This window comes from Solwaraspora sp. WMMB335 (genome assembly GCF_049179075.1).
Taxonomy (GTDB): domain Bacteria; phylum Actinomycetota; class Actinomycetes; order Mycobacteriales; family Micromonosporaceae; genus Micromonospora_E.
In genome coordinates this window covers 6,096,149-6,113,203 of the sequence record NZ_JBMHMF010000001.1, presented here as the reverse complement: position 1 = coordinate 6,113,203, position 17,055 = coordinate 6,096,149, and the positions used below count along the sequence as shown (strand labels likewise).

Sequence of the window (17,055 nt, the reverse complement as noted above, 5' to 3'; positions counted from 1 at the left end):
ACCAGGCGCTCCAGCCGAGGGCCGGAGCGCCTGATATGAGCTGCTCAGTGCCTATCCGCGGCGTGATGCCGGCACGACGTTGCGCGCATACAACAGCTCGCGCAGGACGTCGTCGCCGCCCTCGACGAGGGAGACGTACCGGACGTCGCGGAGTAGTTTCTGGACCAGTGTCTCGTGGGTGTAGCCGAGGCCGCCAAACATTTCCGAAGCGGTCGATACGATCCGGTAGCCGACCTGGCCGCAGAACATTTTGGTGGTGATGGCCGCTTTCATCGTGCCTTGCCGGACGAACTCCTCGGCGGCGTCCGGCCGGGCGAAGATCGCGTCGAACTCACGGGCCGCGGCCAGGCACTGGTTGGTCATGACGTCGATCTGCATCTCGATCTGACCCAGCCGGCTGGCGAAGACCGCGTTCGAGGCGAGCGGCGCCCCCTTGATCTGCTTCGTGCGGGCGTAGTCCATGCACAGGTCACGGGCCCGCCGGGCGATGCCGAGCGCGGTGGTGGCGATGAGGATCCGGCTGGCGTTCAGGCCGACCTCGAGCAGCCGCAGCCCGTTGCCGTTCAGGGCGTTGCTGGCCGGCACCCGCACACCGCGCAGCGCCACCTGGTAGGTCGCCGAGGAGCGCAGGCCGATGACGTCCCAGCGCTTCTCGATCTCGATGCCGGGCGTGTCCCGCGGCACGACGACGGCGAGGTAGTCATCGGCGTTCTCCGCCGACCGGGCGATGACGACCAGGAACTGCGCGAAGTCGGTGTCGGTCGAGTAGGCCTTCGCGCCGTCGAGGACGAGCGACTCGCCTTCCCGCCGCACCGTCGTGGAGATCCGGGCCAGCTCGCTGCCGGCAGCGTGCTCGCTGCCGAGGGTGGCGGCGAAGCCGTTGCCGGCGACGAGCGCGTCCAGGTATCGGCTGCGCAGCTCCGGGCTGGCGTACAGGCTGACCATGCTGGTCGTCAGCACCGGGATGAACAGCGTGAACGCGACGCCGGCGTCGCCGTAGGACAGCGCGTTGACGATCCGGACGCTGTCCTCCAGGCTGTGCTCGGCGCCGCCGTGCTCCTTGGGCAGCCACCAGTTCATCAGCCCGGTCTCGGCGAAGCGGCCGTAGAGCGGCAGCGGCATGTCCGCCAGCCGGTCGAGCTCCTGTTCGTGTTCGATCAGCTCGGTGCGCACGAAGCGCTGCACCGCGCGGAGGTAGTCGGGCTCTTTCACAGGTCACCCTCTTTCGGCACGGTTGCTGCTCAGGCTCCGGTCAGGCTCGCCGCACGGGCGCGGGGACGCAGCGCGATGCGCCCGCCCTTCTCCGGCACGCTCAGGATCAGCCGGCTGCGGGTGCCCTCCGGCTCCGGGCTCTCGCGGACCAGGTCAAACTGCGACACGACCTTGCGCAGCACGGACTTCATCTCGGCGATGCCGATCTTGTCCCCGAGGCAGCGGGTGCGGCCGCCGCCGAACGGGATCCAGGTGTACATGTTGGGCTTGACGTCGAGGAACCGCTCGGGCTGGAAGCGCTCCGGCTCCGGGTAGTAGGCCGGGTCGTTGTGCAGCAGGTAGGCGCTGGGGGCGAGGATGTCCCCGGGCTGGTACTGCACCCCGCCGATCTCGATCGGCTTCATGACCTCGCGGGCGATGACCTGCGGCAGCGGCGAGTGCATGCGCAGGATCTCGTAGACGGTCGCGGTCAGGTAGGCGTCGCTCTCGCCGGCGTCGATCTCGGCGCGCAGCCGGTCGTGGACCTCGCGCTCGCGGCTCAGGATCTCCAGGCCGCGGGCGATGCCGGAGGTGGTCGTCTCGTTGCCGGCCAGGAAGATGGTCATCATCTCGTCGCGCAGCTCGGTGCCGCCGAGCGGCTCGCCGTTGCGGTCCTTGCTGGCGAGCAGGACCCCCAGCATGTCGTCGCCGGCCACGCCCGAGTCCAGGCGCTCCCGCACGGCCTCGGCCAGCAGCGCGTCGGCGCGTTCCCGCAGCCGCAGGAACTTGTCCATGCCCAGCGGGCGGATGGCCCGCAGCACCTTCACCGCGCGCGGCGACATCCGGTGGATCATGATCGTCGACGCAAACTTGTCGTTGAAGTCGAGCATGCCGTTGAGCACCTCGAGCAGCTCGTTCCAGCGCGCCGGCACCTTGGCGCCGAAGATCACCTCCCGGATGACGTTGAGCGTGATGATCTGCACCCGCGGGTGCAGCGAGAACGGCCGGCCGATCGGCCACTTCGCCAGCTCCAGCTCCGCGATGCCGTCGATGTTGGACTCGATGCGCCGGAAGGCCTTGCCGTGCATGCTCGGCATGAGCACCTTGCGCCGCGACTTGTGCTCGTCCTCGTCGAGCCAGGCGAGGCCGGTCTGGCCGGTGAACTTCTCCAGCATGGACGAGCCCAGCCCGGTGTGGATGACGTCCGGCGGGGCCGTGAACAGCTCCTTGAGATCGTCCGGGTCGGACAGGATGTAGATCGGCGCCGGGGGGATCCGCACGGTGAGAGTGAAGCGGGGGCCGTAGAGGCGGCGGTTCTCCGCCATGAACGCGTACTGGTGCTTCCAGTACTTGCGGATCTGCCGCAGGACGTGCATCCGCGGGCCGGGCAGCGCGGTGGCCGGCATCGCCGGTCGCCGGGCCGGCGGGGCCGACGCGACCGGCTCGGCCGCGACCGGCTGGTCCACCGGCGCCGCGGCCGTCATGGCGCCGTGGTCGACCGGGCAGCCCGCGGCGGGGGTCGCCACGCCGTCGGTTGTCGTCGCATGTTCCATTGCTGTCACCTCAATCTGGTCGCGTCAGCCCGCGCGGTGCGGGCTCGGGGTGGGGAGCTAGCTCGGGGTCGGGGTCCTGCGCCGGGCCCAAGGGCCGTCGGCGCCGATCTTCAGCAGGGTGATGCCGGCGGCCAGGCTGCAGCCGGCCATGAACCACCAGGTGTTGTCGAAGGCGTCGAGGTCCGGGCGGACGTCGAGCATCGCCGCGACGATGGCCACGCCGAGCGCGAGGCCGACCTGCCGGGCGACCGACAGCATGCCGGTGCCGGTGGCGAAGCGCTCGGGCGGCAGCGGCAGGGTCGCCGCCGCGGAGAGGCTCGGCAGGACGAGCCCGATGCCGACCCCGCCGATGATCAGGCCGGGGAAGAACGTGTGGTAGTAGTCGGGGGTCGCCTCGGCGGTCCACACGGAGTAGGCGCCGCTGACCGCGAACAGCACGGCGCCGGCGGTACCGACCAGGCGTGGCCCGAAGCGGGCGGCGAGCAGGCCGCCAGGCACGGCGAACACCGCGGCCGCCACCGGACCGGCCGCCAGCTGCAAGCCGGCGCGCAGCACCGAGTCGTGCCAGACGCCGGTCATGAACAGCGTGATGGACAGGACCATGGCCCCGAACCCGCCGAAGAAGAACACGGACGCGAGGTCGGCCAGCGCGACCGCCCGGATGCGCAGGATCGCCGGCTCGATGACGGGGGCCGGGTGCCGGGCCGCCCGCCAGGCGGTGAGGAGCAGGCCGAGCAGTCCGACGCTGAACAGGCTCAGCACCCGCCATCCGGTCCAGCCCCAGGACTCGTCCTGGACGATGGCGGCCACGATCGTCGCGACGGTGACGGCGAAGACGAGCACGCCGAGGACGTCCGGGCGCCGGGAGTCGCCGCGCTCGCGGATCTCGGGCAGGAAGAGCAGGCCGAGCAGGACGGCGACGAGGCCGACGGGCAGGTTGACGAGGAAAACCCAGCGCCAGTCGATCTGCACCAGCAGCCCGCCGATCGGCGGCCCGGCGGCGGCCGCGCCGCCGATGGCCGACCACAGCCCGACGGCGGCGCCGCGTTTGCCGGGCGGGAACAGCGGCAGCATGAGCCCGAGCGAGCTGGGCAGCATGAGGGCGCCGCCGATCGCCTGCAGCACCCGCCCGGCGACCAGGAAGCCGAGGGAGGGCGCGAACGCGCAGGCGGCCGAGGCGAGTGTGAAGAGGATCAGGCCGACGAGGTAGGCCCGTTTCCGCCCGGAGCGGTCGGCCCAGCGTCCCGCGGGGAGCAGGAAGGCGGCGAAGGCGATCGCGTAGGCGCTGAGCACCCACGACAGGTCGCCGAGGCTCGATGCCGGAAAGGACTTCTCGAGGTTGGGGAACGCGATGTTGACGATGAACATGTCGAGCGAGGAGACGAACACGCCGGCGAGCACGACGGCGATGGCCGTGACCCGCACGGCTGTGCTCAGACCGGTCCCGGCCGTCGGCCCGGCGGTGTCGGTGGCGTTCACGGTCATCCTTCGATCCATTCCTCGGTTGCCGCCGCGGTGGCCGGGGCGGCCGACTCGATGACCGCGAAGTGATGGGCGTCGACGACAGTCTGGTCGTCGGCGTGGGGCCAGGCGGGCCAGCTGCCGGGGTCGGCGGACCCGAGCGGCTCGCCGGCCCGGATCAGCAGGGTCCGGGCGGCCCGGCCCGGCCGGTAGTCGCCCATCAGTCGCAGGTAGGTGCCCATCGCGAGCCAGCCGGCGTCGTCGACGGCCGCGCCGGCCCGCTCGCGGTCCAGCACTTCGGTCATCACCATCGCGAATACACGGTTCCTTTCGTCGTCCGTCTGGGGCATCGGAGTGTCGATCATGACGACGTCGGGCGCGGTCCCGGTGGCGCCGAAGCGGGCGGCCAGGGACTGCGCGATGACGCCGCCGGTCGAGTAGCCGACCAGGACGAAGGGCTGGTCGCCGACGGCGCGGCGGATGGACCGTTCGAGGACCTCGACCGCCGCGTCCCACGACGCCGGCACGGGCTCGGTGCCGCGGAACCCGGGCAGCGAGCAAGCCAGGACGTCCCGCCGGCCGTCGAAGTGGCCGGCGAAGCGCATGAACTGGTGCGGGCCGGACCCGACCACGTAGGACGGCACGCAGACCAGGGCGGGCGCGTCGCCGGTCGCGAGCCGGACGACGTAGTCGTCGGGCAGCTCGGCCGCGTCGGCGAAGCTGGGCCGGAACTGCGACGCGCCGGTGAGCAGCGGTACCGCAGCGGCGATGGCCCCGGTCGCCAGCGCGTGGCGCAGCAGCAGGCCGAGCGTGCCCGGTCCGCCCGAGGCCGGATCGGCGCCGCCGGCCGGTGCGACAACCCGGGCGGACCCCGGCGCGGACTGGAGCGCGGACTCGAGCGGGGACTGGAGCGTGGGTTCGAGCATGGTGAGGATGAGCTCGGCGACCGCGGCCGGGTTGGGGTGGTCGAAGATGAGCGTGTTCGGCAGGGTGAGGTCGGTCGCCTGGGTGAGCCGGTTGCGCAGCTCGACGGCGGCGAGGGAGTCGAAGCCGAGCTCCTTGAAGGCGTCGTCGGGCTCGACCGCGCCGGCGCCGGCGTGGCCGAGCACGGTCGCGACCTGGGCGCGGACCAGGTCGAGGACGATGCGGGGGCGCCGGCTGTCGTCGGCGGCGGCGAGCTGGCCGGCGAGCCCGAGGCCGCCGGCGGGTCCCGACCGGTCGGTGATGCGCACGAGGCCGCGCAGCAGCGGCGGCAGGAGACCGGCGTGGGCCTGCCCGCGCAGGGTGGCGAGATTCAGCCCGACCGGCGCGAGGACCGCCTCGCCGGGCTGCTCGGCGAGGGCCCGGTCGAACAGCGCGAGCCCCTGGGCGACGCTGAGCGGCTCGGCGCCGGTGCGGGCGAGGCGGGCCAGCTCGGCCTCGTCGAGGGTGCCGCCCATGCCGCCGGCCTCGGACCACAGCCCCCAGGCCAGGGACAGCCCGGGCAGACCGGCGGCCCGGCGTGACCCGGCGAGGGCGTCGAGGAACACGTTGGCGGCGGCGTAGTTGGCCTGCCCCGGGCTGCCGAGCAGCCCGGCCGCCGAGGAGAACATCACGAACGCGGCGAGAGGCAGGCCGGCGGTCAGCTCGTGCAGATGCCACGCGGCGAGGACCTTGGGCTCCATCACAGCCGCCAGCCGCTGCCGGGTCAGCGACGCCAGCGCACCGTCGTCGAGGACACCGGCCGCGTGGACGACCCCGGTCAGCGGCGCTCGGAGGTTGTCGAGGACGGCGACCAGCTGCTGCCGGTCGGTGACGTCGCACGCCACGGCGTCGGCGCGCGCCCCCAGGCCGGCCAGCTCCTCGACCAGCTCGTCGGCCCCGGACGCGTCCGGGCCGCGGCGGCTGAGCAGCACCAGATTGCGCACCCCGTGCACGGTCGCCAGGTGCCGGGCGAACACCGCGCCGAGGCCACCGGTCCCGCCGGTGATCAGCACCGTGCCGTCGCGGTCCAGCGGGGCGGGCATCGTCAGCACGACCTTGCCGATGTTGCGGCCCTCGCGCAGGAACCGCATCGCATCCCCGGCCCGGAACACATCCCACGACCGCACCGGAACATGCCGCAACACCCCGGCCTCGAACAACTCGACGATCAGCCGGAGCATCTCCTGCATCCGCTCCGGACCGGCCTCACCCAGGTCGAACGCGCGGTAGCGGACGCCCTCGTGTTGCCGGGCTACCTCGGCGGCGTCGCGGATGTCGGCCTTGCCCATCTCGACGAACCGGCCACCCCGCGGCAGCAACTCCAGGCTCGCATCGACGAACTCACCCGCCAGCGCGTCGAGCACGACGTCCACGCCGGCACCGCCGGTGGCGGCCAGGAACGCATCCCGGAACCCGAGGTCCCGCGAGGAGGCGATCCGGTCCGCGGCGACCCCGAGCCCTCGCACGGCCGGCCACTTTGCGGGGCTGGCGGTCGCGTAGACCTCGGCGCCGAGGTGCCGGCCGAGCTGGACCGCGGCCGAGCCGACCCCGCCGGCGGCGGCGTGGACGAGGAGCCGCTCCCCCGCCCGCAGGCCGGCCAGGTCGACCAGGCCGTAGAGCGCCGTCAGATACACCACCGGGACTGCTGCGCCTTGCTCGAACGTCCAGCCCTCCGGCAGCCGTACCACTGTGCGGGCGTCAGCGACGGCCATCGAACCGAAGCAGTCGGTCACCAGACCCATGACCCGGTCGCCGGGGGCCAGGTCGGTGACGCCGGGCCCGACCTCCACGATCACGCCGGATGCTTCGCTGCCCAGGGGGGCCTTGCCGGGATACAGGCCGAGGGCGATGAGCACGTCGCGGAAATTCAGGCCTGCGGCGCGCACGCTGATGCGGATCTCGCCGGTGGTCAGCGGCCGGTCGCCGTCGGAGCCGACGACCGTGACATCGTCGAGGGAGCCGGAGCCGACCACACCGAGGCGCCAGCTGCCGCCGGGAAGCCGGGTGGTGGGGGTCAGCCGTGGCACCAGGACCGTGCCGGAGCGGACGGCGACGCCGGTGTCGTCGAGGCCGGCGAGGGAGGCCCAGTCGTCGAAGTCGCCGTCGACGTCGGCGATCATGACGCGGCGGGGGTACTCCGACGCGGCGCTGCGGGCCAGGCCCCAGACGGGGGCGAGGGACAGGTCGACGTCCTCGTCGCCGACCGCGACCGCGTTGCGGGTGACCAGGATGAGCCGGGCCGTCGAGTCCTGCTGCACGAAGGACTGGATCTCGCCGAGGACGCGCTCGGTCACCTCGACCGCACCGGCCGCCGACGCCGCGGGAGCGACCGGCACGACCACGACCTCCGACTCGGCGGCGGCGAGGTCACCAGCCGGGACCCAGTCGACCCGGTAGAGGGGGTCGTGGTCGCGGCGCAGCTGGCGTGGGTCGACGGGGCGCGACGTCAGGCGCTGCACCGTCACCATGGACACACCGTGCTCGTCGGCCACGTCGACCCGGCCGGCACTGCTGAGGCGGACGCGGGCGTGCGGGCCTGAGCCGGCGCCGAGGCGTACACCTGACCAGGAAAATGGCAGTTCGACCGCGCCGGTCAGGTCCTTGTCGAGCAGGCCGCCGTGCAGGGCTGCGTCGAGGAGCGCCGGGTGGACGGTGAACGCGCCGGTGCCGGCCTCGTCGGGGAGGGTCACCTCGGCGTAGATGGTGTCGCCGTCGCGCCAGGCCGACCGCAGGCCCTGAAACAGCGGGCCGTATTCGTAGCCGGCGATCGCGAGGCGGTCGTAGAGGCCGTCGACGGGGATCGGGGTGGCGGCGGGCGGCGGCCATGCGGTGGGGAACGGGTCGGCCGGGGCGGTCGCGGTGGTGAGCCAGCCGCGGGCGTGGGTGGTGCCGCCGTCCGTGGTGCGGGTGTAGATGCCGAGCTCGCGGCGGCCGCGCTCGTCGGGCTCGCCGGCCCGGACCTGGAGCTGGACGGCGGTGTCGGCGGGCAGGATCAGCGGCGCCTCGAGGACGAGCTCGTCGACGGCGGGGCAGCCGAGCCGGCGGCCGGCGGCGAGGGCGAGCTCGACGAGGGCGGCGCCGGGGACGATGACGAGGCCGTGGATGAGGTGGTCGCGGACCCAGGCGTGGGAGTCGGCGGAGAGCCGGCCGGTGAAGAGCCACTCGTCGCGGTCGGCGACGGGGACGGCAGCGCCGAGGATCGGGTGCTCGATGCGGGCTTGGCCGATGTGTTCGGGGTCGCCGGTGGTCGGGGGTGTGAGCCAGTACCGCTGCCGCTGGAAGGCATAGGTCGGCAGCCCGACTCGCCGAGCCCCCGGAAACACCTTCGCCCAGTCCAGCTCGACCCCGGCGAGATGCGCCCGGGCGAGGAAACCCGCGAAGGTCTCCGCCTCACCCTGCCTCGCCCGCAGCGCCGGCACGAACACCAACCCGTCGACGTCGTCGAGGGTCTGGCGGGCCATCGCGGTGAGCACGCCGTCCGGGCCCAGCTCCAGGAACCGGGTCACGCCGAGGCCGTGCAGGGTGCGCACGCCGTCGGCGAACCGGACGGCGTGGCGCACGTGCCGGACCCAGTATTCGGGGTCGCGCAGCTCGTCGGACACTACGCCGCCGGTCACGTTCGACACGACCGCGATGGTGGGCGGGTTGAAGGTCAGGCTCTGCGCGACGGCACGGAACTCCGCGAGCATCGGCTCCATGAGGTGCGAGTGGAACGCATGGCTGACCCGCAGCCGGGTCGTCTTGCGACCCTCCCAGAACGGAAGCCACTCGTCGAGCGCCGCCGACTCCCCCGACACGACGACCGCGTCCGGGCCGTTGACCGCGGCGATGGTGAGCCGACCCTCGACACCGGCCAGCGAGGCGAGCACCTCCTCCTCCGTCGCCTGCACAGCGGCCATCCCGCCACCAGCCGGCAACGCACCCATCAACGCCCCACGAGCCGTGACCAACCTCGCCGCATCCGGCAGCGACAACACACCGGCCACATGCGCCGCCGCCAACTCACCCACCGAGTGCCCGATCAGGTAGTCGGGGCGGATGCCGAGAGACTCGACCAGCCGGAACAGCGCCACCTCCACCGCGAACAACGCCGGCTGGGTCACGGCCGTGTCGTCCAGCCGCGGTGAGTCCAGCAACGCCGACACCGACAGGCCCAGCTCCGCACAGACCGCCGCCAACGCCTCGGCGAACACCGGGAACGCCGCAGCGAGCGCCAGACCCATCCCGGGCCGCTGAGCGCCCTGCCCCGTAAACAGCACCACGGTTTTACCGGCAACGGGACGGCCGGTCAGCGGCAGGTCGGCCAGGCCGTGCAGCAGGGTGTCACGGTCGGCGGCGACAACGGCGGCCCGGTGCGGCAGGTGGGCCCGCGTCGTGGCCAGGGAGTAGCCGAGGTCGGTGAGGAGCTCGTCCGGGTGGGCGAGGAGGTGCTCGCGCAGGCGGGTCGCCTGGGCCTGCAGGGCGGTACCGTCGCGGGCCGAAAGGACGAACGGCACGGGGGCGCCCGGGTCCGCGGCGGGGGGCGCGGACTGAGCCGGGGGCGCCTCCTCGATGATGACGTGGGCGTTGGTGCCACTGATGCCGAACGACGACACGCCGGCGCGGCGGGGGCGGCCGTTGCGGGTCCACGGCTCGGCCTCGGTCAGCAACCGGATCTGGCCGGTGCCCCAGTCGACGTAGGGCGACGGCTCGTCGACGTTGAGGGTTTTGGGCAACGTCTCGTGGCGCAGCGCCTGGACCATCTTGATGACCCCGGCGACACCCGCCGCCGCGGTCGTGTGGCCGATGTTCGACTTGATCGAGCCCAGCCGTAGGGGGCCGTCCGGGCGATCCTCGCCGTAGGTGGCGAGGAGTGCCTGGGCCTCGATCGGGTCGCCGAGGCGGGTGCCGGTGCCGTGGCCCTCGACCGCGTCGACGTCGGACGGCCGGAGCCCGGCGTTGGCGAGGGCCTGGCGGATGACGCGCTCCTGGGCCGGGCCGTTGGGGGCGGTCAGGCCGTTGCTGGCGCCGTCCTGGTTGACCGCGCTGCCGCGGACGACGGCGAGGACGGGGTGGCCGTTGCGGCGGGCGTCGGAGAGGCGCTCGACGACGAGGACGCCGGCGCCGTCGGCGAAGCCGGTGCCGTCGGCGGCGGCCGCGTAGGACTTGCAGCGGCCGTCCGGGGCAAGGCCGCGCTGGCGGCTGAACTCGGTCAGCAGGAACGGGCCGGCCATGACGGTGACGCCACCGACGACGGCGAGGGAGCACTCGCCCCCGCGCAGCGCCTGGGCGGCGAGGTGGAGGGCGACGAGCGAGGAGGAGCAGGCGGTGTCGACGGACAGGGCCGGGCCCTGCAGGCCGAATGTGTAGGCGATGCGGCCGGAGACGACGCTGCCGGTCGCGCCGGTCAGCCGCAGCCCCTCGACCTCGGGCGTGCCGCCGGCCGGTGACACGGCATAGTCGGAGGTGGCGACGCCGCAGAAGACGCCGGTGTCGGAGCCGCGCAGTGCCGTCGGGTCGATGCCGGCGTCCTCGAACGCCTCCCAGGCGCCCTCCAGCAGCAGCCGCTGCTGCGGGTCCATGGCGAGAGCCTCGCGGGGGCTGATGCCGAAGAAGCCGGCGTCGAAGTCCCCGACGCCGTCGACGAAGCCGCCGCCGCGGGTGGTGACGGCGCCGAGCCGGTCCGGGTCGGGGTCGTAGAGCCGGTCCAGGTGCCAGCCGCGGTCGGCGGGCAGCCCGGAGATCCCGTCGCGGCCATCGGCGAGCAGCTGCCACAGCTGCTCGGGTGAGGCGACGCCGCCGGGGTAGCGGCAGCTCATGCCGACGATCGCGAGGGGCTCGTCGGCCCGGGGCCGGGCCCGGCGCGGAGCCGCCGCGGCCGGGGCGGGCGCGGCGACGGCGAGGCCGGCCAGGACGTGGGCGGTGACGGCGGCCGGGCTCGGGTGGTCGAAGATGAGCGTGGTCGGCAGCTTGAGGCCGGTGGCCTGGATGAGCCGGTTGCGCAGCTCGACCGCGGCGAGGGAGTCGAAGCCGAGGTCCTTGAACGCCTGGCCGGGCTCGACGGCGGCGGCGCCGGCGTGGCCGAGGACGGCGGCGACCTGGGTGCGCACGACATCGAGGACGATCTGGTGGCGCTGCTGGTCGTCGGGGGCGGCGGCGAGCCGGCCGGCCAGTCCCCCGCCGCCGGCCGCCGCACCCGCCGGGCGGCCGGCGATCCGGACGAGGCCGCGCAGCAGCGGCGGCAGGAGCCCGGCGTGGGCCTGCCCGCGCAGCGTGGCGAGGTTCAGCGGCACGGGGGCGAGCAGGGGCGCGCCCTGCTGCTCGGCGAGGGCCCGGTCGAACAGGGCGAGGCCCTGCGCGATGGTGAGCGGCTCGGCGCCGGTGCGGGCGAGGCGGGCCAGTTCGGCGTCGTCGAGGGTGCCGCCCATGCCGCCGGCCTCGGACCACAGCCCCCAGGCCAGGGACAGCCCGGGCAGACCGGCGGCCCGGCGTGACCCGGCGAGGGCGTCGAGGAAGACGTTGGCGGCGGCGTAGTTGGCCTGGCCCGGGTTGCCGAGGAGCCCGGCGACCGAGGAGAAGACGACGAACATCGACACCGGCTGGTCGGCGGTCAGCTCGTGCAGGTGCCGGGCGGCGTCGACCTTGGGCCGCATGACCGCGGCGAGCCGGTCGGGAGTGAGCGCGATGAGGACGCCGTCGTCGAGGACCCCGGCGGCGTGCACGACACCGGTGAGCGGCCCGTCGGCCGCGTCGATGACCGCGGCCAGCTGCTGCCGGTCGGTGACGTCGCAGGCCACGGCCGTCGCCCGGGCGCCGAGGGCGGCCAGCTCGTCGATCAGCTCGTCGGCCCCGGACGCGTCGGGCCCCCGACGGCTGAGCAGCACCAGATTGCGCACCCCGTGCACGGTCGCCAGATGCCGGGCGAACACCGCCCCGAGGCCACCCGTCCCCCCGGTGATCAGCACCGTGCCGTTCCGATCCAGCGGTGCCGGCATCGTCAGCACGACCTTGCCGATGTTGCGGCCTTCGCGCAGGAACCGCATCGCATCCCCGGCCCGGAACACATCCCACGACCGGACCGGAACATGCCGCAACACCCCGGCCTCGAACAGGCCGACGATCAGGCGCAGCATCTCCTTGAGACGGTCGGGACCGGCCTCACCCAGGTCGAACGCGCGGTAGCGGACGCCCTCGTGTTGCCGGGCTACCTCGGCGGCGTCGCGGATGTCGGCCTTGCCCATCTCGACGAACCGGCCACCCCGCGGCAACAGCTCCAGGCTCGCATCGACGAACTCGCCCACCAGCGCGTCGAGCACGACGTCCATGCCGGCACCGTCGGTGGCGGCCAGGAACGTCTCGCGGAAGCCGAGGTCGCGCGAGGACGCGATCCGGTCCGCGGCGACCCCGAGCCCTCGCACGGCCGGCCATTTCGCGGGCGAGGCGGTGGCGTAGACCTCGGCGCCGAGGTGCCGGCCGAGCTGGACCGCGGCCGAGCCGACCCCGCCGGCGGCGGCGTGGACGAGGAGCCGCTCCCCCGCCCGCAGGCCGGCCAGGTCGGTCAGGCCGTAGAGCGCGGTCAGGTAGGCGACCGGGACGGCCGCGCCCTGCTCGTAGGACCAGCCGTCGGGGAGCGGGACCACGAGGCGGGCGTCGGCGACGGCCAGCGAGCCGAAGCAGTCGGAGACCAGACCCATCACCCGGTCGCCGGGGGCCAGGTCGGTGACGCCGGGCCCGACCTCCACGATCACGCCGGACGCTTCGCTGCCCAGGGGCCCCTCGCCCGGATACAGGCCGAGGGCGATCAGCACGTCACGGAAGTTCAACCCCGCCGCTCGTACCCCGAGGCGGACCTCACCGGCCTGCAGCGCCCGGCCGCCGTCCGCGTCGACGACGACCACATCGTCGAGGGAGCCGGGACCGACCACACCGAGGCGCCAACCCCCGGCGGGCAGCCGGTCGGCGGCCGTGAGGCGGGGCACCAGGACGGCGCTGGAGCGCACAGCGACGCCGGCCTCGTCCAGGGTCGCGAGGGAGGCCCAGTCGTCGAACTCGCCGTCGACGTCGGCGACCATCACCCGGCCCGGGAACTCCGACGCGGCACTGCGCACCAGACCCCACACCGGGGCGACGGACAGGTCGACGTCCTCGTCGCCCACCGCGACCGCGTTGCGGGTGACCAGGATCAGCCGGGCCGCCGACTCCTGCTCCACGAAGGACTGGATCTCGTTGAGGACCCGCGCGGTCACCTCGACCGCGTCCGCCGCCGACACCACCGGCGAGACCACGAACTCCGCACCGGTCGAGGCCAGGTCACCGGCCAGGACCCAGTCGACCCGGTAGAGGGCGTCGGGTTCGCGGCGCAGCTGGGCCGGGTCGACCGCCCGGGAGGCGAGGTGGTCGACGGACACGATGTGTGTGCCGGACTCGTCGGCGATGTCGAGGCGGCCGGCACCGGTGAGGCGGACGCGGGCGTGCGGACCGGAGCCGGCGCCGAGGCGTACACCTGACCAGGAAAATGGTAGTTCGACCGCGCCGGTCAGGTCCTTGTCGAGCAGGCCGCCGTGCAGGGCTGCGTCGAGGAGCGCCGGGTGGACGGTGAAGGCCCCGGCATCGTCGGGGAGGGTCACCTCGGTGTAGATGGAGTCGCCGTCGCGCCAGGCCGACCGCAGGCCCTGAAACAGCGGGCCGTATTCGTAGCCGGCGGCCGCCAGGCGGTCGTAGAGGCCCTCGACGGGGATCGGGTCCGCGGCGGGCGGCGGCCATTCGGTGGGGAAGGCGGGGGCGGGCTTGCCGTCGGCGGTGGCGAGGATGCCGCGGGCGTGGCAGGTGGCGGCCTCGTCGGTGCGGGTGTAGATGCCGAGCTCGCGGCGGCCGGTGTCGTCGGGTTCGCCGACGGAGACCTGGAGCTGGACGGTGTCGTCGGCGGCGAGGATCAGCGGCGCCTCGAGGACGAGCTCGTCGACGACGGGGCAGCCGACCGGGGCGCCGACGGTGAGGGCGAGGTCGACGAGGGCGGCGCCGGGGACGATGACGAGGCCGAGGATCATGTGGTCGCGCAGCCAGGCCTGGGACTCGGCGGAGAGGCGGCCGGTGAAGAGCCAGGCGTCGCGTTCGGCGATGGCGATGGATGCGCCGAGCAGCGGGTGGTCGACGCGGCCGAGGCCGGCGGTGGAGACGTCGCCGGGGCCGGAGCCGGGGGCGAGCCAGTACCGCTGGCGCTGGAACGCGTAGGTGGGCAGTTCGACCCGGCGGGCCCCGGGGAACACGGCGGGCCAGTCCAGCTCGACGCCGCCCAGGTGGATCTGCGCCAGGAACCCGGCGAACGTTTCCGCCTCACCCTGCTTCGCCCGCAGCGCCGGCACGAACACCGGCCCGTCGACCTCATCGAGGGTCTGCCGGGCCATCGCGGTGAGGACACCGTCCGGCCCGAGTTCCAGGAACCTGGTCACCCCGAGACCGTGCAGCGTCCGCACACCGTCGGCGAACCGCACCGCCTGCCGCACATGCCGAACCCAGTATTCGGGATCGCACAACTCTTCAGACACCACCATGCCGGTCACGTTCGACACCACCGCCACCGTCGGCGGGTGAAACGTCAGACCCTGCGCGACCGTGCGGAACTCGGCCAGCATCGGCTCCATCAACTGCGAATGGAACGCATGGCTCACCCGGAGCCGGGTCGTCTTGCGGCCCTCCATCAGCGGCAGCCACGCATCGATCGCGGCCACCTCACCCGAGACCACCACCGCGTGCGGGCCGTTGACCGCCGCGATCGTCAGCCGATCCTCAAAACCGGCCAGCGACGCCAGCACGTCCTCTTCGGACGCCTGCACCGCGACCATGCCACCACCGGCCGGCAGCGCACCCATCAGCTTGCCCCGGGCGGTCACCAACTTCGCCGCATCCGGCAGGGACAGCACGCCGGCGACGTGCGCGGCCGCCAGCTCACCGACCGAGTGACCGATCAGGTAGTCCGCGCGGATGCCGAGGGACTCGGCGAGCCGGAACAGCGCCACCTCGACCGCGAACAGCGCCGGTTGGGTGACGGCGGTGTCGTTCAGCCGGGGTGCGTCCAGGAGCGCCGATGCGGACAGGCCCAGCTCCGTGCAGACCGCGGCCAACGCGTCGGCGAACACCGGGAAGGCCGCGGCGAGTTCGAGACCCATGCCGGGTCGTTGGGCGCCCTGGCCGGTGAACAGGAACGCGGTCCGGCCGGTGACCGGGCGGCCGGTCAGGGGCAGGTCGGTCAGGCCGTGCAGGAGGGTGTCACGGTCGGTGGCGATGACGGCGGCCCGCGACGGCAGGTGCGCCCGGGCGGTGGCGAGGGAGAGGGCCAGATCCGGCAGGGACAGGGCGGGATCGGCGAGGACGTGGGCGCGGAGCCGTTCCGCCTGGGCGAGGAGGGCGGCGTCGTCGCGGGCGGAGAGGACGAACGGCAGCGGGCCGGTGGCCGGGGTGGCCGCGGGTGTGGGCTCCTCCGGGGCGGGGGCCTCTTCGAGGATGACGTGGGCGTTCGTGCCGCTTACGCCGAAGGAGGAGATCCCGGCGCGGCGGGGGCGGCCGTTGGCGACCCACGGTTCGGCCTCGGTCAGCAGCCGGATCTGGCCCGACTCCCAGTCGATGTGCGGGGAGGGTGCGTCGACGTGCAGGGTCTTGGGGAGGGTTTCGTGGCGTAGGGCCTGGACCATCTTGATGACCCCGGCGACGCCGGCGGCGGCGGAGGCGTGGCCGATGTTCGACTTGACGGAGCCGAGCCGCAGCGGGTGGCCGGCGCGGTCGCGGCCGTAGGTCGCCAGGAGCGCCTGGGCCTCGATGGGGTCGCCGAGGCGGGTGCCGGTGCCGTGGCCCTCGACGGCGTCGACGTCGGCGGGGGCGAGACCGGCCGCGGCAAGGGCCTGGCGGATGACGCGTTCCTGCGACGGGCCGTTGGGGGCGGTGAGGCCGTTGCTGGCGCCGTCCTGGTTGACGGCGCTGCCGCGGACGACGGCGAGGATGCGGTGGCCGTTGCGGCGGGCGTCGGAGAGCCGTTCGAGGACGAGGACGCCGAGGCCGTCGGCGAAGCCGGTGCCGTCGGCGGCGGCGGCGTAGGACTTGCAGCGGCCGTCCTCGGCGAGGCCGCGCTGGCGGCTGAACTCCAGCAGCAGGAACGGGCCGGACATGACGGTGACGCCGCCGACGAGGGCGAGGTTGCACTCGCCGCCGCGCAGCGCCTGGGCGGCGAGGTGGAGGGCGACGAGCGAGGAGGAGCAGGCCGTGTCGACGGAGACGGCCGGGCCCTCCAGGCCGAAGGTGTAGGCGACGCGGCCGGAGACGACGCTGGGGGTGGTGCCGGTGAGGCGGAAGCCCTCGAGGTCGGGGGTCGACATGGGACCGTACTGGGAGGCCACGACGCCGCAGAAGACGCCGGTGCTGGTCCCGCGCAGCGCCGTCGGGTCGATGCCGGCGTCCTCGAACGCCTCCCACGCCCCCTCCAGCAACAGCCGCTGCTGCGGGTCCATGGCGAGAGCCTCGCGGGGGCTGATGCCGAAGAAGCCGGCGTCGAAGTCGGCGGCCGCGGGCAGGAAGCCGCCGCCCCGGCTGTAGACGGTACCGGTGCGGTCGGGGTCCGGGTCGTAGAGGCGGTCGAGGTCCCAGCCGCGGTCGGCGGGGAGGGCGGTGATGGCGTCGCGGCCCTCGGCGAGCAGGTTCCAGAAGGCGTCGGGGTTGTCGGCGCCGCCGGGGTAGCGGCAGCTCATGCCGACGATCGCGACCGGTTCGAGGTCGCGTTCCTCCAGCTCGCGGACCCGCCGGTTGGCGGAGCGCAGCTCGTTGGTGACCTTGCGCAGGTAGGTGCGGAGCTTCTGCTCGTCGGTCGGCTGGCCGCCGCGTGGATCGTCCGTGCCCGTGGTGGTCATGCCGAGCCCAGCTC

General features: G+C 73.8%; 5 protein-coding genes (1 of these 5 running past the window's edge). All 5 read right to left on the bottom strand.

Features of this window, described 5'->3' with window-relative positions:
* Nucleotides 1-51: 51 nt before the first annotated feature.
* Tightly spaced (at most 57 nt apart), the 5 genes in view from ACN27F_RS26385 to ACN27F_RS26365 form a layout consistent with a single transcriptional unit that may run on beyond the window.
* Nucleotides 52-1,212 (bottom strand): acyl-CoA dehydrogenase family protein, encoded by a 1,161-nt coding sequence (locus ACN27F_RS26385; RefSeq protein WP_421437926.1) that lies wholly within the window; start codon nucleotides 1,210-1,212, stop codon nucleotides 52-54.
* A gap of 29 nt (nucleotides 1,213-1,241) precedes the next feature.
* The gene (locus ACN27F_RS26380) at nucleotides 1,242-2,744 is read right to left on the bottom strand and encodes a cytochrome P450 (RefSeq protein ID WP_421437924.1); all 1,503 of its coding nucleotides are present in this window, start codon (nucleotides 2,742-2,744) and stop codon (nucleotides 1,242-1,244) included.
* Nucleotides 2,745-2,801: 57 nt separating this feature from the next.
* Nucleotides 2,802-4,229 (bottom strand): MFS transporter, encoded by a 1,428-nt coding sequence (locus tag ACN27F_RS26375; RefSeq protein ID WP_421437922.1) that lies wholly within the window; start codon nucleotides 4,227-4,229, stop codon nucleotides 2,802-2,804.
* The gene (locus ACN27F_RS26370) at nucleotides 4,226-17,041 is read right to left on the bottom strand and encodes an SDR family NAD(P)-dependent oxidoreductase (RefSeq protein ID WP_421437920.1); all 12,816 of its coding nucleotides are present in this window, start codon (nucleotides 17,039-17,041) and stop codon (nucleotides 4,226-4,228) included. Before ACN27F_RS26370 ends, ACN27F_RS26375 begins: the two co-directional genes overlap by 4 nt.
* A protein-coding gene (locus ACN27F_RS26365; protein WP_421437919.1) for an SDR family NAD(P)-dependent oxidoreductase crosses the window boundary here: on the bottom strand, nucleotides 17,038-17,055 show its 3' end. Its footprint extends 16,410 nt past the window's final position; 18 of the gene's 16,428 nt are visible here — the last part of the coding sequence; its start codon lies off the right edge, out of view; its stop codon occupies nucleotides 17,038-17,040. Before ACN27F_RS26365 ends, ACN27F_RS26370 begins: the two co-directional genes overlap by 4 nt.